16 protein-coding genes are annotated in these 20,508 nt (G+C 66.5%); 7 read left to right on the top strand and 9 right to left on the bottom strand.

Annotation, left to right across the window (positions count from 1 at the left end; translation table 11 throughout):
* Nucleotides 1-6 precede the first annotated feature (6 nt).
* The gene (locus tag ACEN9H_RS14025) at nt 7-1,329 is read left to right on the top strand and encodes an MFS transporter (protein WP_413675251.1); all 1,323 of its coding nucleotides are present in this window, start codon (nt 7-9) and stop codon (nt 1,327-1,329) included.
* On the opposite strand, the gene ACEN9H_RS14020 is transcribed toward ACEN9H_RS14025, so the two are convergent.
* Nucleotides 1,322-1,729, bottom strand: a complete 408-nt coding sequence (locus ACEN9H_RS14020) for a DoxX family protein (RefSeq protein ID WP_413675250.1) — start codon at nt 1,727-1,729, stop codon at nt 1,322-1,324. The genes ACEN9H_RS14025 and ACEN9H_RS14020 overlap by 8 nt on opposite strands.
* 121 nt (nt 1,730-1,850) lie before the next feature.
* On the opposite strand from ACEN9H_RS14020, the gene ACEN9H_RS14015 reads away from it, so the two are divergent.
* Nucleotides 1,851-2,627, top strand: coding sequence for a cupin-like domain-containing protein (locus tag ACEN9H_RS14015; protein WP_413675579.1), 777 nt, complete (start codon nt 1,851-1,853; stop codon nt 2,625-2,627).
* 7 nt (nt 2,628-2,634) lie between these two features.
* Here the strand turns inward: ACEN9H_RS14015 and ACEN9H_RS14010 are convergent, their stop codons facing one another.
* The 4 genes from ACEN9H_RS14010 to wrbA all read right to left on the bottom strand — a co-directional run bounded on the left by ACEN9H_RS14010 (nt 2,635) and on the right by wrbA (nt 6,769).
* Nucleotides 2,635-3,321 (bottom strand): choice-of-anchor E domain-containing protein, encoded by a 687-nt coding sequence (locus tag ACEN9H_RS14010; protein ID WP_413675249.1) that lies wholly within the window; start codon nt 3,319-3,321, stop codon nt 2,635-2,637.
* A 114-nt stretch (nt 3,322-3,435) separates the two neighbouring features.
* Entirely contained in the window at nt 3,436-4,134 is a 699-nt protein-coding gene (gene kdpE / locus ACEN9H_RS14005) for a two-component system response regulator KdpE (protein ID WP_413675248.1), read from the bottom strand.
* Entirely contained in the window at nt 4,124-6,097 is a 1,974-nt protein-coding gene (locus tag ACEN9H_RS14000) for an ATP-binding protein (RefSeq protein ID WP_413675247.1), read from the bottom strand. Before ACEN9H_RS14000 ends, kdpE begins: the two co-directional genes overlap by 11 nt.
* 72 nt (nt 6,098-6,169) lie before the next feature.
* The gene (wrbA, locus tag ACEN9H_RS13995; protein WP_056133123.1) at nt 6,170-6,769 is read right to left on the bottom strand and encodes an NAD(P)H:quinone oxidoreductase; all 600 of its coding nucleotides are present in this window, start codon (nt 6,767-6,769) and stop codon (nt 6,170-6,172) included.
* 135 nt (nt 6,770-6,904) lie between these two features.
* On the opposite strand from wrbA, the gene ACEN9H_RS13990 reads away from it, so the two are divergent.
* Nucleotides 6,905-8,743, top strand: a complete 1,839-nt coding sequence (locus ACEN9H_RS13990; protein WP_413675246.1) for an ATP-binding protein — start codon at nt 6,905-6,907, stop codon at nt 8,741-8,743.
* A 7-nt stretch (nt 8,744-8,750) separates the two neighbouring features.
* Here the strand turns inward: ACEN9H_RS13990 and ACEN9H_RS13985 are convergent, their stop codons facing one another.
* Nucleotides 8,751-10,853 carry a putative bifunctional diguanylate cyclase/phosphodiesterase gene (locus tag ACEN9H_RS13985; RefSeq protein ID WP_413675245.1) on the bottom strand — a complete coding sequence of 701 codons (2,103 nt, stop codon included), beginning with the start codon at nt 10,851-10,853 and terminating at the stop codon, nt 8,751-8,753.
* A 162-nt stretch (nt 10,854-11,015) separates the two neighbouring features.
* Here ACEN9H_RS13985 and ACEN9H_RS13980 point away from each other — a divergent pair, with 162 nt between their 5' ends.
* The 3 genes from ACEN9H_RS13980 to ACEN9H_RS13970 all read left to right on the top strand — a co-directional run bounded on the left by ACEN9H_RS13980 (nt 11,016) and on the right by ACEN9H_RS13970 (nt 15,872).
* A complete protein-coding gene (locus tag ACEN9H_RS13980; protein WP_371766345.1) occupies nt 11,016-11,999 on the top strand; it encodes a Gfo/Idh/MocA family protein in 984 nt (327 codons plus the stop codon).
* A gap of 101 nt (nt 12,000-12,100) precedes the next feature.
* Nucleotides 12,101-13,489, top strand: a complete 1,389-nt coding sequence (locus ACEN9H_RS13975) for an MFS transporter (protein ID WP_413675244.1) — start codon at nt 12,101-12,103, stop codon at nt 13,487-13,489.
* Between the two features lie 31 nt (nt 13,490-13,520).
* Nucleotides 13,521-15,872, top strand: coding sequence for a GH36-type glycosyl hydrolase domain-containing protein (locus ACEN9H_RS13970; protein WP_413675243.1), 2,352 nt, complete (start codon nt 13,521-13,523; stop codon nt 15,870-15,872).
* 600 nt (nt 15,873-16,472) lie between these two features.
* On the opposite strand, the gene ACEN9H_RS13965 is transcribed toward ACEN9H_RS13970, so the two are convergent.
* The 3 genes from ACEN9H_RS13965 to ACEN9H_RS13955 form a co-directional block, all read right to left on the bottom strand.
* Entirely contained in the window at nt 16,473-16,859 is a 387-nt protein-coding gene (locus ACEN9H_RS13965; protein WP_413675242.1) for a hypothetical protein, read from the bottom strand.
* A gap of 789 nt (nt 16,860-17,648) precedes the next feature.
* Entirely contained in the window at nt 17,649-18,104 is a 456-nt protein-coding gene (locus ACEN9H_RS13960) for a hypothetical protein (RefSeq protein ID WP_413675241.1), read from the bottom strand.
* 793 nt (nt 18,105-18,897) lie between these two features.
* Nucleotides 18,898-19,926: a LacI family DNA-binding transcriptional regulator gene (locus ACEN9H_RS13955; protein WP_056133144.1), complete on the bottom strand. Its 1,029-nt coding sequence runs from the start codon at nt 19,924-19,926 to the stop codon at nt 18,898-18,900.
* 227 nt (nt 19,927-20,153) lie between these two features.
* Between ACEN9H_RS13955 and ACEN9H_RS13950 the strand changes: the two genes are divergently transcribed.
* Complete coding sequence (locus tag ACEN9H_RS13950) at nt 20,154-20,471, top strand: hypothetical protein (RefSeq protein WP_413675240.1); 318 nt, start codon at nt 20,154-20,156, stop codon at nt 20,469-20,471.
* The last annotated feature ends 37 nt before the right edge of the window (nt 20,472-20,508 follow it).

Raw genomic sequence — 20,508 nt, 5'->3', positions numbered from 1 at the left:
CACATCATGACCAGTCAAACCACCGTCGCGGCGCGCGCCGCGCCCGCCGCACCCGCGCGTGGGCCATCGAAGCTCGGCGCCGTCATCCGCGTCACGAGCGGGAATTTCATCGAGATGTACGATTTCTTCCTGTTCGGCTTCTACGCGAACCAGATCGCGGCCGCGTTCTTCCCGGCGACCAGCGAGTACGCCGCGCTGATGATGACGTTCGCCACGTTCGGCGCGGGCTTCTTCATGCGGCCGCTGGGCGCCATCTTCCTGGGCAGCTACGTCGACCGCATCGGCCGCCGCAAGGGTCTCGTGCTCACGCTCGGCATCATGGCATCGGGCACGGCGCTGATCGCGTTCGTGCCCGGCTACGCGACCATCGGCCTCATGGCGCCGCTGCTCGTGCTGGCCGGCCGCCTGCTGCAGGGCTTTTCGGCGGGCGTGGAACTGGGCGGCGTGTCCGTCTACCTGTCCGAGATGGCGACGCCGGGCAACAAGGGATACTACGTGAGCTGGCAGTCGGCCAGCCAGCAGGTGGCCGTCGTGTTCTCCGCGGCGCTGGGCTATGGCCTGAACCACCTGATGCCGAAGGAGGTCATCGCCGACTGGGGCTGGCGCATCCCGTTCTTCATCGGCTGCTCGATCATCCCCGTCGTCTTCTACATCCGCCGCTCGCTGCAGGAGACGCAGGCGTATCTGGCGCAGAAATCGCACCCGACCTTCCCCCAGGTGATGCGTACGCTGACCCTGAACTGGCCCATCGTGACCACCGGCGCCATGCTGGTCGTGATGACGACCGTCGCGTTCTACCTGATCACCGTGTACACGCCCACGTTCGGCAAGAGCGTGCTGAAACTCTCCACCGAGGAGAGCCTGCTCGTGACGTTGTGCGTCGGCGTGTCGAACTTCATCTGGCTGCCCGTGATGGGCGCCCTGTCGGACCGCATCGGCCGCTGGCCCGTGATGGCCGTCTGCTCGGCGCTGGCCGCCGTGACGGCGTATCCGGCCCTGTCGTGGCTGATCGCGCATCCCAGCTTCGGCAATATGGTGATGATCGAGCTGTGGCTGTCGTTCCTGTACGGCAGCTACAACGGCGCCACCATCGTCGCGCTCACGGAAATCATCCCGATGCAGGTACGCACGACCGGGTTCTCGCTCGCCTACAGCCTCGCGACCGCGCTGTTCGGCGGCATGACGCCGCTGTTCTCGACGTGGCTGATCGAAGCCACGGGCGACAAGGCCGCACCCGGCTGGTGGATGGCGGGTGCCGCCGCGATCAGCCTGTTCGCGACGTTCCTCGTCTACCGCGGCATCGTGAAGGAGCGCGTGGCCGTCAATTGAAGCGGCCGGCCGCGCCGCCGACGCTGTAGCGCCCCGCCCCGAGCAGGGCGATGGCGACGGCGGCGCCGAGATACATACCCTGCAGTTCTAGCGCCCAGCCGCCCGTGTCGCTCAGGGTGAAGAACTGGCTCGTGTGGACCAGCAGCAGTGCGACGATCATGTTCACGACCACGACGAGTGCCGCGGCGCGCGTGAACACGCCGAAGAGAATCAACAGCGGCGCGATCACCTCGCCGATGTAAACGAGGTAGGCCAGGGCGCCCGGCAGGCCCGCCTTGGCCAGCATGCCGCTGATGAAGCCGACGCCCCCGATCAGCTTCGACACGCCGTGAAACAGGATCAACACGGCCAGCACGGCGCGCAGGAGCAGCTTGCCGCCATCTTCCATCTGGTTTTGCATATCCCCTCCTGGAGTGAGCACGACTGTATACTCCCATGGTACGCCACCTGAAGAGAACCAGCCGTTGATTCCTGATCCAGACAAGAATGCCCGCGTGCGCGGCGTGACGTCGATCGCCGCCATGCGCGACGCCATCCGTGACGCATCACGCAAACTCCCGCCGCTGACCGCCGTCCCCCGTTTCCGGACGCTCGATCGCGCCGCCTTCCGCGCGCAGGCGGAACGCGGCCTGCCGTTCATGATCACGGGCCTCGTGGGCCGCTGGCCTTTGTGCGCCTTCACGCCGGCGGCATTGCGCGCAAGGTTCGGCGACGTGCCCGTGCGCGCCCGCGTGGGCGACTACATCGGCACGGCGTTCGCGCCTGACCGCGCGATGCGGGACCTGGCGATGGGCGAGTACCTGGATCTCGTCGCGGACTGGAAGGACGGCTTGCCGCCGTATGTCGGCAACTTGGAAATCAATGCATTGAATGCGATGTGCCACTGGCCCGGCTACTTCGGCAAGATGGGACCGCCCCGCTTCTGGCTCGGTCCCGCCGGCACGGTGACGCCGCTGCATTGCGACTACGACGACAATATCTTCGCGCAGATCTGGGGCACGAAAAGAATCTTCCTCGTTCCGCCCCACCACGACGAGTTCCTCTACGTGCGCGAAGCGAATCCGGTGCTGTTCGGGTCCCCGTTCGATCCGGAGCGGCCCGATTTCGATGCGTATCCGCTCGCGCGCCGGGCGGCGCCGATCGAATGCATCGTCGAGCCCGGTGACATGCTGTACGTGCCCGCCGGCTGGTATCACCAGGTGCGGGCATTGACGTTTGCCTTGTCGGTCAACCGCTGGGCCAGGGCGATGCCGCTCGCGCTGAAGGACGTCCCTTCGCTGCGGCTGGCAACGCCCTGAGCGGCAGTTACGCCTTGTGCTTGCGGCGGCGCGCGGCGCCCAGCAGGCCCAGGCCGCCGCAGATCAGCGCCAGGCTGGCCGGTTCCGGCACGTCCGTCGACGCCGCGGTGTACGTGTAGGTGACCTTCGCGACGCCCGATGCGGCCGTGCTGAATTGCGTGAGCAGGTTGCCCGAACCGTTGCCGCTCGACGCGCCGACGGCGTTCAGGCCCAGGTTGATCGTGCCGCCGCCCAGCGCCGAGAACAGGGCGAGATCGCTCGCGCTGCTGCTCACGAAGAAGTTCGCGCCCGAAGCCGATACGGAACCGGTCGAGCCGCCCGACGTGCCGTCGAAGTTGATGCTGCCGTCGAACGCGCTGAAATTGAAGGTCTGGCTGAACACCGGGTTCGTCACGACCAGCGTGCTGTTGTCCGGACGGGTCAGGCCCAGCAGCGAACCCAGCGACAGGGTCACGGTGGAGGCCGTCGCATCCAGGCTTTCGGCATTGCCGTTGCCCTGCACGACGCCGGACAGGTCGAAGCGGATCGAGGTCAGGTTACCGAGGCTGGTGTCGAATTTCGAAAACGACAAGGTATTCGACCAGTTGGTCGTGGCCAGGGCGATACTGTCGGAATAGCTGAGCGTGCTCGCTTGCGCGGATGCGAACGGGAGGAATGCGGCGGTTGCCGCCAGGGCTGCAAGTGTCTTTTTCATGTGTCCTAGTTGAATTTCAATGTTTGGTTATTAACGGGTGATGCAGATTTCCATTATAACCATAATAATGAACAAATTTCACTAGTGCATGTTTTCTTTTACACAATTTCAGTGTCAAGATTGCAATCTGTAGCCGACGGCGGTTTCGGTCAACAGGTGCCGCGGCTGTGCCGGATCGTCTTCCAGCTTCTGGCGTAGATGGCCCATATAGATGCGCACGTAATGGCCATTGTCCGCGTTCGACGGCCCCCACACCTCGCGCAGGAGTTGCGGCGCCGTGACCACGCGGCCCAGGTTCGCGATCAGCACGGACAGCAGCTTGTACTCGGTCGGCGTCAGGTGCACGGGCTGGCCGTCGCGCTGGACCGTGCGCTTGTTCAGGTCCACCTCGACCCGGCCGAACACGATGCGTGCGGACGCGTCGCCGCCCGCCTTGTGCTGGCGGCGCAGCGCGGCGCGCACGCGTGCCAGCAGTTCGCCGATGCCGAAGGGCTTCGTCAGGTAGTCGTCCGCGCCGGCATCCAGCGCCGCGATCTTGTCCGCCTCGTCGATGCGCGCGGACAGCACGATGATCGGTACGGGGCTCCAGCTGCGCACGTCGCGGATCAGTTGCATGCCGTCGCCGTCGGGCAGGCCCAGGTCGAGGATGATGAGATCGGGCGTGCGGCTGCCGGCGTCGATGCGGCCGCGCTTCAGCGTCTCGGACTGGTGCACCTGCCAGCCCTCGCCTTCGAGGGCCATGCGAACGAACCGGCGGATCTGCGGCTCGTCCTCGACGATGAGGGCGACGGGTGCGGCGGACTCAATGCTCATGCTGGTCGGTGAAATGGTGATGGTGTTCGGGGTCCGGCAGCGGAGGCGGCTCGCCCAGCGGAAGCCGTAATTCGAAGCAGGCGCCGCCGTCCGGCATGTTGAACGCGCGCATGCGGCCGCCGTGGGCCTCGACGATGGCGCGGCAGATCGCCAGGCCCAGGCCGACGCCGGAAATGGATGACTCCTGCCGGCCGCGCACGAATTTCTCGAACAGCGCGTCCGCGCGGCCCGCCGGCAGGCCCTGGCCGTTGTCGCACACGGCGACGACCAGCATGCCTTCTTCTGCGCGCGCCGCGATCGTCACGTGGGCGTCCGGCGGCGTGTACTTGCCGGCGTTTTCCAGCAGGTTGCACAGCACGCGCTCGAGCAGCGCCGCGTCGAAACGCACGAGCGGCAGGCCGCGCGGGATGTGTGTGTCGACGGATCGTCCGCCCAGCTGCCAGCGGCAGGCCCGCAGCGCGCTGCCGATCGTCTCCTCGACCAGCTGCCACTCCAGGTTGAGCTTCACGCCGCCGCTCTGGATGCGCGCCATGTCGAGCAGGTTCGCGACGAGGGTGCTCATGCGCCGGGCCTCGTCGCGCAACGCGTTCGCCAGTTCCATCTGCGCGACGGCCAGCGCCGGGCGCGACAGCGTCAGCGATTCGGACAGGCCGACGAGGCTCGTGAGCGGCGTACGCAGATCGTGCGACAGCGCGGCCAGCAGCGAGTTGCGCAGGCGCTCGCCCTCCATGCGCACGACGGCGTCCTGGGCCACGTCCACGTAGTGCACGCGCTCGAGGGCGATGGCGGCCAGCGCCGCGAAGGCGTCCAGCAGTTCGCGCCGTTCCGGCACGAGCAGCGCGGCGACGTCGGGCACGCGCACCGCGAGCACGCCGCGCGAGCGCATCGGCGCCAGCAGCGGCAGGTACAGGTAAGGATTGCTGGGCAGCGTGGGCGTCCCGGCGCCGGCCGGCGCGCCATGGTCGAACGCCCACTGCGCGGCCGCCATGTCCAGCACGCTGAGTACCGGCGCGCGTTCTTCGCTGGCCGGGTCCGCGACCGGCCAGCGCAGGCGGCCCGCATCGTCCGGCAACAGGATCGCGGCGCGGGCGTCGAAGGTGCGCGCGAGGAAGCGGCAGGTGATCTCGAACACCTGCTCCGTCTGCAGCGCGACGGACAGCGCCCGCGCGAATTCGTACAGCGCGCGGGTGCGGGCTTCGCGTCCGGTCGCGCTTTCCGCCTGCTCGCGCAGGTCGGACGTCAGGCGCGCCGTGATCCAGCCGACGGCCAGCATCACGGCCAGCGCGACGGCGTACTTGAATTCGCTGACGTCGTACTGGCGGCGCGGCGCGGCGATCACGAGCGAGCAAAAGCCGACCAGGGTCGCGAGGATCACGGGGCCGCGCCCGAGGCGGATCGCAACCAGCACCACCGTCAGCAGGAACAGCATGGCGACGTTGGCCACATCCAGCAGCGGCAGCAGCGGCAGCGCGACGCCGGCGGTGGCCAGGCTCGCGCCGGTGGCGGCCAGGTAGGGGCGCGGGGCGGGCCTGGCGCGCGCCGGCGGTCCGGCGACGCTGGGCGTCGACGGCGCGGCGACGTCGACCAGGTCCAGTTCGGGCGCGGCCTGCGCCAGGCGACGGACGAACGGCACGTGCCACCACGCCGTCCCGTGTTCGCGCGCCAGGACGGCCGTCGTGCAGCCGTGGCGGCGGGCGTAAGCCGCGCCGACGGCAGGCGCGTCGCGGCCTTCCAGCACGGCCGTGACGGCGCCCCGGGCATGGGCCTGGCGCAGCAGCTCCAGGGTGCGCAGGCGGGCCGCTTCACCGCGGCGGCGCGTGTGCGCGTTCTCGACGAGGATGGCGTGCCACGGCGCGCCGCAGAGGGCCGCGAGCCGCGCCGCCGCCGCCACCGTGGCTTCGTCGCCGGCGTCGGCGCGCAGCACGGCCAGCACCGTGCCTGTCTTCGATTCGGAACTCTGCATGCGAGGATGGTAAGCGATCGCCCGTAAACGCGGCATAAATTTTGCCGCCCGCCCCGCGCCGATAACGGTGCGTCAGCCGAACAGCTTGAGCGCCGTCTGCGCCACCAGTCCGCCCTGGTGCCGCGCGCCATCCAGCTCGTTGGCGCTCGGCTGGCGCTGCCCCTGGCCGCCTGCGATCGTGCTGGCGCCGTACGGGCTGCAGCCGGTGATCTCGTCCAGCGTCATCTGGCCCGCGAAGCTGTACGGCAGGCCGACGACCACCATCCCCAGGTGCAGCAGGTTCGTGATGATCGAGAATTGCGTCGTCTCCTGGCCGCCGTGCTGGGTCGCGGACGACGTGAACGCGGCGCCGACCTTGCCGTTCAGCGCGCCCCTGGCCCACAGGCCGCCCGTCTGGTCGAGGAACGCGGCCATCTGCGACGGCATGCGGCCGTAGCGCGTGGGCGCGCCGATCACGATGGCGTCGTAGTCGGGCAGTTCGTTCACGGTCGCGATCGGCGCCGGCTGGTCCAGCTTGAAATGGCCGTTGCGGGCGACGTCGTCCGGCACCGTCTCCGGCACGCGCTTGACGTCCACGGTCGCTCCCGCCGCGCGCGCGCCTTCCGCCAGCGCGTTCGCCATCTGTTCGATGTGTCCATACGTCGAGTAATACAGCACCAGTACCTTCGCCATAGCCGTTCCTTTCCGTCATCCCGGCGCCACCGGCGGCGCCCTGCCCTCGCTTGCCCGCTTGGCAACGATCCGCACATGCTACTCCATCGTCCACTCTTCCGGCGTCTGTCTTAATGCAAGTACAATGGCGGCCTGATGAAAGCCCGCCACTACCTGATCCTCATGGCCGTCGCCATCCTTGTGCCGGTCACCGTCATCGCCGGCGCGGGCCTGTCCATGCTCCTCGACTGGGAACGCGAGTCGCGGATCCGCAGCGTCGAGTCCAATGCGCGCGCCACCGCGCTGCTCGTCGACCGCGAGGTCGCGGCCGCCCAGGCGGCGCTGCGCGCGCTCGGCAACTCCGACGCCATGCGCCGCGGCGATTTCGCCGAAGTCCACCGCGAGGCGGCCGCGATGAACGCATCCACGCCGTGGACGTGGACCCTGTTGATCGACTACGACGGCAGCCCGCTGATGAATACCCTCGTCCCGTACGGCACCCGCCTGCCGGGCCACGCCGGCCCCTGGGTCGCGCAGGCGTGGGACAGCCAGCGGCCGCACGTGTCCGGCTACTTCGTCGGCGCCCTGTCGCGCAAGCCGACCGTCTCCGTCGACGTGCCGGTGCCGCGCACCGCCGGCGGGCGCTGGGTGCTGAGCCAGATCTTCGACGCCGGCCATTTCGCCACCGTGTTCGCGGACAAGGGCATCGGGCCGGACTGGGTCGTCGGCATCATCGACCGCGACGGCGTCTCGATCGCGCGCAACGTCAACGACACGCTCGTCGGCACCAAGGCGCGGCCCGAATTGATCGCGGCGGCCCGCGCCGCGAACAGCGGCATGGTGCGCCACCAGACGCGCGACGGGGTCGAGGTCTACGACATCTTCACGCACAGCGACGCCACCGGCTGGACCATCGCGATCGGCGTTCCCGTCGCCGAGATCGAGAAGGCGGCGCGGGCCGCCGCGCTGTACGCGGGGCTCGCGCTGCTCGCGCTGATGGGGCTCGCGTTCGGCATCGCGTCGTTCCTCGCCCAGCGCCTGAGCGTGGCGCTCGACCGCGCGCGCCGCACCGCCGAGGCCTTGCCGCTGGGCGCGCCCGCCCGGCCCGCGCCGACCCGGGTGCACGAGGTCGACGTGCTGCAGGACGCGCTGTACCACACGAGCGAAAACCTGGCTCGCGAGCGCGCCGCGCGCACGGCGCTCGAATCGGAACGCGAAGCCCTGCTCCAGGGCGAACGCGACGCGCGCCGCCTGGCCGAAGCGCAGAGCGCCGCCAAGGACAACTTCCTCGCCATGCTGGGCCACGAACTGCGCAATCCGCTCGCCGCCATCGCGGGCGCGCTGCGGGTGCTCGACATGCCGGCCGCGAACGCGCAGATGACGGCCCATGCGCGCGCGATCGGCCTGCGCCAGACGCGCCACCTGACCCGCATCGTCGACGACCTGCTCGACGTGCGCCGCATCCGGTCCGGCAAGGTGGAACTCAAGACCACCCCGCTCGACGCCGGAGCGCTGCTGCTGCACTGCTGCGCGACGCGGCAGGTCGTGGACGCGGGCATGCACGCGTGGACCGTGTCCGTGCCGGCGTTGTGGGTCGACGGCGATGCCACGCGGCTCGAACAGGTGTTCGACAACCTGCTCCACAACGCCATCAAGTACACGCCGGCCGGCGGCGCGATCGCGGTTCGCGGCCGCGCCGAAGACGGCGTCGCGGTGTTCGAGGTGAGCGACACCGGCATCGGCATCGAACCGGCCACGTTGCCCCTGATCTTCGAGGCGCTCGTGCAGGGCCCCGTCCGCATCGACCGCGCGCAGGGCGGCCTCGGTCTCGGCCTCGCCCTCGTGCGCGAACTCGCGGCGCTGCACGGCGGCAGCGTGACGGCCGCGAGCAGCGGCGACGGTCAGGGCAGCACGTTCACGCTACGCCTGCCGCTGGTTGCCGCGCCGGCGCGCGCGGCGGATCCGGAACCGGACGCCGCGGCCAGCGCCGCGTGAACGGCGCCTAAGCGCACACGGGTTCGTCCTGCAGGCGGTACGGCGACGCGCGGGCCCAGTCCAGCAGCAGCGCGGCCGGCATCGGCGCGGCGACGAAATAGCCCTGGGCCTCGTCGCAGCCGAGCGCCTGCAGCGCGTCCCAGATACGCGCATTGCTGACGCCTTCCGCGACGACGCTCATGCCGAGATCGTGCGCCAGGTGCACGGTGGATTTCACGATCGACGCGGCGCGCCGGTCCTCGATCATCTGCATCGTGAAACCATGGTCGATCTTGATGACGTCCACGGGCAGGCGGCTCAAATAACTCAGCGACGAATAGCCCGTGCCGAAATCGTCGATGTACAGCCGGAACCCCATCGCGGACAGGCGCTCCAGCTCGGCGATGCTCTCCGCCGGGTTCTGCATCAGGCTGCTCTCCGTCATCTCCAGGCCGATCAGGCCCGCGCACGAGCCATGCCGTTCCAGCAGCTCGCGCAGGTGTTCGGACAGCGACAGCGCGGCGATGTCGCGCGCCGACAGGTTCACGGCGATGGGCAGCCGGACGCCCTGCGCGCGCCAGGCCTCGCTCTGGGTGACGGCGCTGGCCAGCATGTGCTGCGTGAGCACGTGGATCAGGTCCGTGGATTCGATCAGCGGCATGAACGTCTCCGGACCGATGCAGCCCTTCTCCGGGTGGACCCAGCGCACGAGGGCTTCCGCGCCGACGATCTCGCGGCCGACCATCGTCACCTTCGGCTGGCAGAACAGCTGGATCTGGCCCGCCTCGATGGCCGCGCGGAAGTCGCCGATCAGCGACAGGCGGTCGGGCGTGTGCGGGTCGTCCTCGGCCGCGTAGACGGCGACGTTGCGCCCAAGGTGCGCGGCCTGGTACAGCGCGATGTCGGCCTTTCTCAGCAGCGTGTGGAAATCGAGGCCTTGCAGCGGCGCGAGCGCGATGCCGACGCGCGCGCCGATCTCGTACGAGATGCCGGCGACCGCGAACGGCGCCTCCAGCGCGCGGTGGATGGGCTGGGCCCAGCGCCGCGCCTCTTCCTCGTCGGCGCCGTCCAGCACGATCGGAAAGCGCGCATCGCAGCGCGCCACGACGCCGGCCTGGCCGACGACGGCCGCGAGGCGGTCGGCCACGAGCGCGAGCAGCACGTCGCCGTACAGGTGCGTGAGCGCGTAATTCACGTCGCGGAAGCGCACGAGGTCGACGATCAGGCAGGCCAGCCGCGCCGGGCCGCGTCCCCGGCCCGCGCCGCGGCGCAGCGGGATCAGCCGGTCGTCGACCTCGTTCTCGAAGCGGTTCATGTTCGGCAGGCCCGTCACCGTGTCGTAGTAAGCGAGGCGCCGCACGTTTTCCTCGGCGCGGCGGCGCTCCGTGACGTCCTGCACGAGGCCCAGCATCTTGACGACGCGGCCCGTCGCGTCGCGCCTGACCTCGGCCACGGAATGCAGCCAGCGGACCTCGCCGTCCGGCCGGACCAGGCGGAACTCGACGTCGTACTTGTAATCGGGGTCGAGCAGCGCCCGCTCGCGCGCGCGCTCCGCCATGGGCCGGTCGTCCGGGTGGATGCGGGCGTAGATCTCCGCCGTCGTGACGGGCGTCTCGTCCGCGCGGAAGCCCATGATCCGGTAACCTTCCGGCGACGACGTCACGTGCGAATCGCTGGCCGCGTCCCAGATCCAGTTGCCGATCAGGGCCAGCGCCTGCGCGCGCAGCAACTCGTTCTGCGTGTCGCGCAGCTGGACTTCGGCCTCGACGTGGCGCGTCACGTCCTGCAGGACGACGAGCACGGCGTCGCGCCCGCCGTATTCGATGGCGCAGCGCTGCAGGATGGCGTGGTGGATCTCGCCGCGCGCGCCCGCGATGTGGCGCACGTGGGAATGCAGGCGGCAGGTCTCCGGACGCAGGGCATCGTCGTCGTCCGCATCGCGCGCATACAGCTCGGGCAAATGCATGCCCAGCAACTTGTCGCGGGTAAAGCCGAGCAGGACCAGCGTCGCGTCGTTGGCATCGAGGATTTCCTGCGACACGGGGTCGCAGACCAGCATGGACAGCTGCGTCCCTTCGAGCAGGGGCCGGCACCATGCGCTCGCATCCGCGCGCGGGGACTGTGCAGCCATGGCTTTCCTTTCCAGTCGATGAGGGACCACAATGCAGTATAACGCAATCATCGATAACAAAATGTCATCAAAGACCTGTCAAGATAGACAGGTAGCCCGCTTTTCGGCCATCCTCCAGAATGGCCCGCCCCGCTTTTTCCACCCCTCTCAGATGGAGCACACATGACGAACAACGTACGCTGGGGAATCCTCGGCACCGGCCGGATCGCCCGCGATTTCGCCACGGCCCTGCGCGACACGCCGGGCGCCACGCTCGCCGCCGTCGCCTCGCGCGACCCCGCGACGGCCGCCGGATTCGCCGACGAATTCGATATTCCCCTGCGCCTGGAAGGCTACGACAGCCTCGCCGCCTGCGCCGACGTGGACCTCGTCTACATCGGCACGCCGCACGCCATGCATGCCGAGAACGCGCTGTCGATGCTCGCCGGCGGCAAAGGCGTGCTGTGCGAAAAGCCGTTCGCGCTGAACCGCGCCCAGGCCGGGCAGGTCGTTGCCCTCGCGCGCAGCCGCAAGGTATTCCTGATGGAAGCCATGTGGACGCGCTTCATGCCCGCGCTGGACGAAGTCAAACGCATCCTCGCCTCCGGCGTGCTGGGCGAGGTGTCGCAGGCCAGCGCCGATTTCGGCTTCGTCGCGTCGGGCGGTCCGGAAGCGCGCCTGTTCAACCCGGCCCTCGGCGGCGGCGCGCTGCTCGACGTCGGCATCTATCCCCTGTCGATCACGGCTTACCTGCTGGGCGCCGTGGAATCCGTGCGCGCCCAGGCGGAACTCGGGCCGACGGGCGTCGACCTGCAGACCGTGTTCACCCTGCGCCACGCGGGCGGCGCGCTGTCCACGTGCGCCTGCTCGCTGAAGGCGCGCACGCCGGGTCTCCTCACCTTGTCCGGCCGCCACGGCCAGCTGCGCCTGGACGCGCCGTTCCACCGTCCGCCCACCCTCACCCTGATGCTGGCCGACGCGCCGGCCCGCGTCATCCCGACGCCGTATCTCGGCAACGGCTACGTGCACGAGGCGATCGAGGCGCAGCGCTGCTGGAACGAAGGCCTGATCGAAAGCCCGGCCATGACGCACGAGCAGACCCTGCACCTGATGGGCGTGCTGGACGAGATCCGCGCCCAGACCGGCGTGAAGTATCCGGGCGATTGACATGACTCCCGGCGCGCGGCATACTCGCCGGTGTTAGCGCTATCAATACAACGACCGGAGACACAGATGGCCGCATTCCCTCATCCCGCCGGAGCAGTCCGATGACGGCCGCCCTGCCCCAGGCCGCCGCGGCAGTCACACCCGCGGCGGCGCCGCTGCCCTGGCGCGAAAAGCTGGCCTACGGCGTGGCCGACATGGGTTTCAATTTTTACTGGACCAACGTCGCCACGTTCCTGCTGATCTTTTATACGGACACGTTCGGAATCTCGGCCGCCGCGGCCGCGACGATGATGTCGACGATTAAGATCATCAACGCGTTCACCGACCCGATGATCGGCGCCGCCGCCGACCGCACGGACAGCCGCTTCGGCAAGTTCCGTCCGTGGCTCGTGTGGATGTGCGTCCCGCTGGCCGGCGCCGCCGTCCTCACCTACACGACGCCCGGCCTGGAAGGCGACGCGAAACTCGCCTGGGCCTATGGGACGTATCTGCTGATGATGGTGTGCTACACGTGCGTGAACATCCCGTACAACGCGCTGTCCGGCGTGATGTCGGCCGATCCGCAACAGCGCTCGACCATCAACGGCCTGCGTTTCATCTTCGCGTTCGCGGGCAGCACGCTCGTGACGGCCGCGACGCCCGACCTCGTGCGCTGGCTCGGCGCCGGTAACGACCAGCGCGGGTGGCAGCTGACGATGCTGCTGTGGGGCGTCGCCGCGTCGCTGCTGTTCGTGCTCACCTTCTTCAATACACGCGAGCGCATCGCCCCGCCGCCAGGGCAAAGGAACGCCGTGTGGCGCGACGTGCGCGACCTCGCGGGCAACCGGCCGTGGGTGGTGCTGTTCTTCCTCGCCCTGATCATCATGGTGACGATCACGCTGCGCACCGCCAGCGCCGCCTATTACTTCAAGTACGTCGTCGAGCGCCCGGAGCTGATGCGCTCGTTCGTGCCGACCTACATGGTGACGGCCGCCATCGGCGCAGCCCTCACGCCGCTGCTGACCCGGTTCATCGACAAGAAGACGCTGATGATCGTGCTGATGAGCACCACCGCCGTGCTGTCCGCCGCGTTCTACCTCGTGCCGCCGGACCAGGTGTGGCTGATGTTCGTGCTGCAGGGCGGGATGGGGCTCGTGCTGGGGCCGAAGTCGCCGCTGGCGTTCTCGATGTATGCCGACACGGCCGACTACAACGAGTGGCGCACGGGCCGGCGCGCCACCGCCATGACGTTCGCCGCCGCCACGTTCTCGCAAAAGCTGGGCACCGCGGTCGCCGTCGCCGTGATCGGGTCCGTGTTCACGGCCCTCGGCTACGTCCCCAACGCCGTGCAGGCCACCGGGTCGCGCGAAGGGATCGTGTGGCTCATGTCCTTCATCCCGGCGGCGTTCGCCGTCGCCGCCGTCGCCGTGATGTGCTTCTATAACCTGAATGCCAGTCAGCTTGCGCGCATCCAGACCGAGCTGGCCGCGCGCAAGCCTCTCATCGAATAAACAACGCGAATAACAACGACAAGGAAAGACCATGCTGCAACCGACCGAGAACGGCGCACGCTACGACCTCGCGAGCCCGACCGCCATGCCGAACGCCGGCGGCTTCCTGTGGAACCGCCGGATGATGATCCAGGTGACGTGCCGCGGCTACGCCACCGCCCAGTTCATGCAGCCGGAACCGGCCAAGTATTCGCACGCGCCGAACCTCGAGGCGAAGACCTTCATGCAGCCGGAGCAGGCCTATTACGCGCATCATCCGGGCCGCTTCTTCTACGTGAAGGACGAAGAGACGGGCGAGATCTTCTCGGCGCCGCACGAACCCGTGCGCGCGGCGCCCGACCATTTCAGCTTTTCCGTCGGCCGCGACGACCTCGCCTGGACCGTCGAAAAGCTGGGCATCCGCATCGACCTGCGCCTGGGCGTCCCGGTCGACGACGTCGCCGAGCTGTGGACCCTCACCGTGACCAACGTCAGCGGCCGGCCGCGCAAGGTCAGCGTCTATCCCTACTTCACGATCGGCTACATGTCGTGGATGAACCAGTCGGCCGAATACCGCGCGGACCTCGGCGGCATCGTCGCGTCCAGCGTGACGCCCTACCAGAAGCTGCAGGACTATTTCAAGAACAAGGATTTCAAGGACAGGACGTACTTCCTGTGCGAGACCGCGCCGGATGCGTGGGAAGCGAACCAGGGCCAGTTCGAAGGCGAAGGCGGCCTGCATGCGCCGGATGCGCTGCGCAACGAGCGCCTGGCCGGCGGCGACGCCCGCTACGAAACGCCCGCCGCGGTCGTGCAATATCGCCTCGCACTGGATGCCGAGGCCACCGTGACGCGCCGCTTCCTGTTCGGCCCCGCGCGCGACGACGCCGAGATCGCGTCCATGCAGCGGCGCTACCTCGGCGCGGAGCAGTTCGCCGCCGCGGCCCGCGACTACGCAGCGTATGCCGACCAGGGCGCCGGCTGCGTCGAGGTCGAGACGCCGGACGCGGAGTTCGACAACTTCGTCAACCACTGGCTCGCGCGCCAGGTGTTCTATCACGGCGACGTCAACCGCCTCAGCACGGACCCGCAGACCCGCAACTACCTGCAGGACAACATGGGGATGGCGTTCATCAAGCCCGCCGTCGCGCGCGCCGCATTCCTGCACGCGCTGTCGCAGCAGGGTACGAACGGGGCCATGCCGGACGGGATCCTGCTGTTCGAAGGTGCGGAGCTCAAGTACATCAACCAGGTGCCGCACACGGACCACTGCGTATGGCTGCCCGTGTGCCTGCAGGCCTATCTCGACGAGACGGGCGACTACGCGATCCTGGACGAACCGGTCACGGGCCACGACGGCATGGCGCTCACGGCGTATGAACGGATCTCGATGGCGATGGACTGGCTGCTGCACAAGCGCGACCACCGCGGCCTCTCCTACATCGAACAGGGCGACTGGTGCGACCCGATGAACATGGTCGGGTACAAGGGCCGCGGCGTGTCCGGCTGGCTGACCGTGGCGGCCGCGTACGCGCTGAACCTGTGGGCCGACGTGTGCGCGGCGCGCGGCGACGACTGGCGCACGGACCACTTCCGCGCCGGCGCGCTCGACATGAACACGGCCGCGAACCTGCACCTGTGGGACGGCGCCTGGTACGCCCGCGGCATCACGGACGACGACGTGATCTTCGGCGTGAGCGACGACAAGGAGGGCCGCATCTACCTGAACCCGCAGAGCTGGGCGTTCCTCAGCGGCGCGCCGGACGAGAAGCAGCGCGCGACGATGCTGGCGGAGATCGACGGCCAGCTCGACACCCCGTACGGCGTGCAGATGTTCGCCCCGCCCTATTCCGCGATGCGCGAGGATGTGGGCCGCGTGACGCAGAAGCACCCGGGATCGGCGGAGAACGGCGCCGTGTACAACCACGCGTCCGTGTTCTACATCTACAGCCTGTACACGATCGCGCAGCCGGACCGCGCGTGGGACGCGCTGCGCAAGATGATTCCGGGACCGGGCGAGGACGACTACCTGCGGCGCGGGCAGCTTCCCGTGTTCATTCCGAATTACTACCGCGGCGCGTGGAAGGAATACCCGCGCACGGCCGGCCGTTCGAGCCAGCTGTTCAACACGGGTACCGTGTCGTGGGTCTATCGTTCGATCGTCGAAGGCCTGTGCGGCCTGAAGGGCGATGCGGCGGGCCTCGTCGTGAACCCGCAGCTGCCGTCGCACTGGCCGTCCATGCGCGTGCGCCGCGTGTTCCGCGGGGCCACGTTCGACGTCAGCGTGACGCGCGGCGCGGTCGGGCGGACGACGGTCGTGTGCGACGGGCAGACGCTGCCGGAAGCGCGCATCGGTGGCATCGAAGCCGGGCGCACGTATCGGGTCGAGGTGACGGTGCCGTAACGCCGTCAGCTGGTACAGTAGGCCGTCATCGGAGCGTTGATACGCCGACGACGGCCCGCGCCAGAAATGCCTGGACGATGGGCGCGGTCTGTTTGCGCGCACGCTCGCCATGAGTCCTTAACGTGTACTTCTGCTCACGACCCGTGGACGGGCGTTCGAGACCGTAATTCATCGCGACAAGCGCCGCTCACCGATCCATCGTTGGGAGTGTGACAGAAGCTCGGCATCGACAGCGAATTCGCGCTTGTCTGCGCTGTGGCGAGGAGCACGTGCTGCCATGAACAATTCATTTCGAACGTCGACCAGCCTTGCTCGTGACCGCGCAAGGGCGGTCTTGAGTGTCGCGACGAATGAGCCGAGGTGGTTCATGACATTGAACGTCATCCCGAACGCGAAAACAGCTTCCGTCTCATTAACCCGAGAAACGAATTGAACGACAAAGTGTCTTCTGAACGGAATCTGTCACATTGTCCTTCGGTCTAAATGAAGCTCTGCCTGCCATTTTGTATGGTTGAGAAATGAAAAGCCGCCTTTGGCCGGGTGCGATTCTTTGGCTGAGACCGCTTTCGACCCAAAGCGGACTTCGACGCAGTACGTCGTTTATGGTCGGGTATGGGCTAGAACCTCGTATGGCATGAAGCCTTTGCTTTCCCAACGCTCAAGAAACGGCTGTGCTGCGGCGTCCTCGGCTTCGATGTGGAGATCACCTTCGTGACATAGGGTGATTTCCAATCCATCGGCCTTCACAAAAATGTCCGACTTCCCGACAGTGATCGTTCCGGCGTGCTCTGCAGCTTGCAAATAGTCAACGATGTCCGCCACGGGCAGAGGAATGTCTTGCCACATTTCTTCGATCCCCAAATTGCTATCCCAGCCAAACATGAGAATCGCGGACCCTGTACCTTTGGCTGCCGCGACTTGGCAAAAAGAAGACAGCTCTTCGAGAAGCACGGCAGGCTCGACTGGCTGAGTGCGGTATTCGACCATCGCGATTCTTTCTCCTTTCGACCGCATCTGTAAGCGTGACCGTCCGCTCCTGGCCGATCTCAGCCGTTCGGCTAAGCATAGCAATTTGCCAGGTTGGAAAATCCACAAACTGTCACGACCGGCCGCTACCGACCCATTGCGGACGTTGGACGGAAGGTGTTTGCCTACTTCAAACCGTATCCATTGAAGGATCGGTCTTACCTTGTCGTCGTTTTCGCCAGCGCCCAAACGTCACACCAGTCAATGGCGAGTGCTTAATGCCTATCCCAGATCCGCCACCACGGACGCTTGCGTGGACTTCCACCTTCTTCGGACGTGGGCACAGGTGGTGCGCCGAAAAGCAGAGTAATGTTTTCTCGGGTGGATAGCTTAGAGAGAACTTCTGGAACGGCTTGATCGAATGAATGAACAAGTGTTCCGTTAGCGAAGACTTGCAATGTGCTGCCAGCCCATCCGTAGACTGCCGTTCGTTCGGGCGTTGCATCAAGCTCGAGCTTGCCTAGGAGGGGCGAGAATGCGCGAAGTTCGACGGCCGTACCGGCCGGGAAACCTAGGCCTTCTGCCCAAGGTTCAAACCACAAATGAAGCATGTGATCGCGGGGCGCCTGTAGTCGTTCAATGTATTCGTGCATAGATGGGCAGCCGAAATCTGCGGATTTAGGTCGGGTACGTTGTATGGCCGCTTCTGGCCGATAGCGGAGGGTTGGGCGAGCTTACCATGCTGCCCATGTGAAAAGCGTCACCGACTCTCACGAACTTCCGCTTCCGACCCGAAGCAGACATTGATAGCTACTGCGGATCATCGTGCACGAGCCACGATTTCGTCTCCGGGAAATACGTAATGAAGGGTTTTTGCTCGCAGTTTTCAGGAGTGATGTCCGCAGGAAGTTCTAGCGCCTCAGCAAGGTTCTCTACGAATGTTAGGACACGCTCATGTTCCAATGACTCCGCAACCTCCTTTGGGGAGATGTCGAGTTCTAACTGCTCGGGGATGAAGAAGTGGCAATTTATAACTGGGCCATCCAGTAGGATCGACAGCAAATGACAGCCGTCGCGATTGGCCAGGGCGCTCCGCGATCCGGGAAACGGTAGTGGCAACCCGTCGAAGGTGTAGGTGCATTTATATTGGCTGAGCAGCTGGTCGAAGCGATCCCAGTGCACAGCTTTTGTATTTTGAACGTAGATGTCCCGGAGCGAACCATTGCGGTCCCATAGCCCGGCTACATCGTGGAAGTTCGGTCTCATGAAATAGATCATCGACTGGTGATTTGTACGTTCCAACTGTCCGCTTTTGGCCGATCCCGGCCGTTGGGGGCCGCACAACATCTTGCCCCGCTGAAAACTCCACGCACAGGCACGACCAGCAGCATCCGATCTGCTTGAGACCTCCCGGGGCACACTGTTACCGGACCGCCTTGCCAAACACCCGACCATGCCAGTACGTCTGCGGTACCGCGAACCAGCCTTCGTTTCTGGGCGTACGGAACTGAGCAAGTTGAGACATCGGTATTCGATAGCGACTGAACAGAGCTAACAGGTCTCTAAGGGACGCCTGCGACAGGTTCGTTTTAACCACCAATGTATCGTGTTCCCACCGAAGGACTCCGGGAATCTCCATGGCCCATTCAAACAAATGCTTCTCGTCCAGCTGAGAGCCAAACCGTACGCCCGAACAGTCGAGATAAATCATTGGTGTCCTCGTTCTTTTGAGTCCGCTTCAGGCCGATATCCGACGGTATGAATAGCGCAGTGTACGCAGCTGTTACTCTCGGAGCAACTTCAGGGTTTCATTCCGGATGATGGAAAAGACAACGTCGCGCATCAACCGCGAACACAGCCCTCAAAAAAAACAGGACCGGAAGCGCTAAGCGACCAGTCCCTAAGAGGAGATATTTGAAGAGTGCGCAGCCCCCCGCGCACCCGCACCGCCTGCCGGCGCCACCGGCTGGTAGCGCTAACAAGCAATGCTGACAGTGTAACGTTTCCACGGGAAATGTAAAGCTCAACCGGGTGATTTTTTTCGCGGCCGTTGGCCGGATCAGGTGCTTTCCCGCTCGCGCAACGTGAAGCCGAGGTCGATCCGCCGCTCGCGCGGCTCCTTCCCGCCGATCACGTCGAGCAGCAGCGAGGCTGCCTCGTACCCGATGCGGTAACGCGGCGTGTCGATGGTCGTCAAAGACGGCACCATCCACGCGGACGCCGGCAGGTCGTTGAAGCCGGCGATGGCGACGTCCTGCGGCACGCGGATGTCGTGGCGCTGGCAATAATAGATGGCGCCGTGCGCAAGGTCGTCGTTGCAGAAGAACACGGCATCGCAATCCGGGAGCGTGTCCAGTGCGTGGCGCATCAGCTCGGCGCCGAGCGCGATGGTGGACGGGTCCGGCACCATGATCTCCAGCTTCGGATCGGCCAGGCCGGCCGCCTGCATCGCCTGCCGGTAACCGTCCGCGCGGCGCAGCGTGCGCTCGTCGAGCTGCGCACCGACGAACGCGATGCGCTTGTAGCCGCGCTCGATCAGGTGGCGCGTGATGGCATTGCCGGCGTCGTGCTGCGAAAAGCCCACCGACAGGTCGCCCGGTTCGTCGGCCAGGTCCATCATCGACACGACCGGCATGCGCGACGCGGCCAGCATGCGCTCGACCTGCGGGCTGTGCGTGAGGCCGGAGAGCAGGATGCCGTCCGGATTCGACTGCAGATACGTGAGCAGCAGCTTTTCTTCCTCGGCATCCGAATAGCGCGTATTGCCGATCAGGAGCTGGTACTGCCCATGTTCGATGGCGTCATGAATACCGTCGAGCACGGCCGTGAACACGACGTTCGACAGCGACGGCACGAGCGCCACGATCACGCGCGACTGCGCCGACGCGAGGGCCCGCGCGGCGCGGTTGGGCACGTAGCCCAGTTCCACCACCGCCTGCTCCACCTTGGTTCGAGTCGCCTCGGACACCAGTTGCGGCTGGCTGAGGGCGCGCGATGCCGTCATCGTCGATACGCCCGCGTGCGCCGCCACCTCTTCCAGTGTAGTCCGCCCCGTTCCCCTTACCTTACCTGTACTGCTTCTGCTCATTGTCATTTTTTTCGTAAATGCTGACCACACTGTGGGCCGACCATGGATTGCGCCACGGATTGAATATTTTGTCAATGTTTGACATGCAATCGTTCCCAATTCGCGCCGCGTCGAATCACTGTCGAGTCCTGTCCGACTGGTCCTACAATCGCCTGACGCCTGCGCCGATTGTCGGCCCCGGCAGGCGGCCTACCATGGCATGTCACGTACCGTTCAAGGAGACGATTATGCCGAGCAAACAGGACCACAAAGGCAAGGGCAAGCAAGGCCGGAACTATGATGGGCTGAACAGTGCCGGCAACCAGCAGAATTCCGACCTGGCCAGCGGGCCGGGCGACAACGCGCAGCGCGGCGACCAGGGCAACCTCCAGAGCGGCAACCTCGACCAGGGCAACCAGTCGCAGTCCGACCTCGGCAGCGGGCCCGGCGACAATTCGCAACGGGGCAGCCGTGGCGGCGGCAACATGCAGAGCGGCGGCCAGGGGAGCCGGTCGGGCCGGAACCGGTTGACGCCGGACGATCTCGATACGGACGAGTCCCTGTAACACCACCACGGGCCCGTCCACCGGGCGGGCCTGTCCC

It is taken from the genome of Massilia cellulosiltytica (genome assembly GCF_047325105.1).
GTDB lineage: Bacteria > Pseudomonadota > Gammaproteobacteria > Burkholderiales > Burkholderiaceae_D > Telluria > Telluria orientalis.
This window is presented reverse-complemented; position numbering and strand designations above follow the sequence as displayed.

Bases quoted from the DNA above. Each gene is read 5' to 3' on its own strand.
- ACEN9H_RS13965 (WP_413675242.1), bottom strand. From the start codon at position 16,859: ATGGTCGAATACCGCACTCAGCCAGTCGAGCCTGCCGTGCTTCTCGAA.
- ACEN9H_RS14020 (WP_413675250.1), bottom strand. From the start codon at position 1,729: ATGCAAAACCAGATGGAAGATGGCGGCAAGCTGCTCCTGCGCGCCGTG.
- ACEN9H_RS14015 (WP_413675579.1), top strand. From the start codon at position 1,851: ATGCGCGACGCCATCCGTGACGCATCACGCAAACTCCCGCCGCTGACC.
- ACEN9H_RS14010 (WP_413675249.1), bottom strand. From the start codon at position 3,321: ATGAAAAAGACACTTGCAGCCCTGGCGGCAACCGCCGCATTCCTCCCG.
- ACEN9H_RS13980 (WP_371766345.1), top strand. From the start codon at position 11,016: ATGACGAACAACGTACGCTGGGGAATCCTCGGCACCGGCCGGATCGCC.
- ACEN9H_RS13960 (WP_413675241.1), bottom strand. From the start codon at position 18,104: ATGAGACCGAACTTCCACGATGTAGCCGGGCTATGGGACCGCAATGGT.
- ACEN9H_RS13985 (WP_413675245.1), bottom strand. From the start codon at position 10,853: ATGGCTGCACAGTCCCCGCGCGCGGATGCGAGCGCATGGTGCCGGCCC.
- ACEN9H_RS13970 (WP_413675243.1), top strand. From the start codon at position 13,521: ATGCTGCAACCGACCGAGAACGGCGCACGCTACGACCTCGCGAGCCCG.
- ACEN9H_RS14025 (WP_413675251.1), top strand. From the start codon at position 7: ATGACCAGTCAAACCACCGTCGCGGCGCGCGCCGCGCCCGCCGCACCC.
- ACEN9H_RS13990 (WP_413675246.1), top strand. From the start codon at position 6,905: ATGAAAGCCCGCCACTACCTGATCCTCATGGCCGTCGCCATCCTTGTG.
- ACEN9H_RS13950 (WP_413675240.1), top strand. From the start codon at position 20,154: ATGCCGAGCAAACAGGACCACAAAGGCAAGGGCAAGCAAGGCCGGAAC.
- wrbA (WP_056133123.1), bottom strand. From the start codon at position 6,769: ATGGCGAAGGTACTGGTGCTGTATTACTCGACGTATGGACACATCGAA.
- ACEN9H_RS13955 (WP_056133144.1), bottom strand. From the start codon at position 19,926: ATGAGCAGAAGCAGTACAGGTAAGGTAAGGGGAACGGGGCGGACTACA.
- kdpE (WP_413675248.1), bottom strand. From the start codon at position 4,134: ATGAGCATTGAGTCCGCCGCACCCGTCGCCCTCATCGTCGAGGACGAG.
- ACEN9H_RS14000 (WP_413675247.1), bottom strand. From the start codon at position 6,097: ATGCAGAGTTCCGAATCGAAGACAGGCACGGTGCTGGCCGTGCTGCGC.
- ACEN9H_RS13975 (WP_413675244.1), top strand. From the start codon at position 12,101: ATGACGGCCGCCCTGCCCCAGGCCGCCGCGGCAGTCACACCCGCGGCG.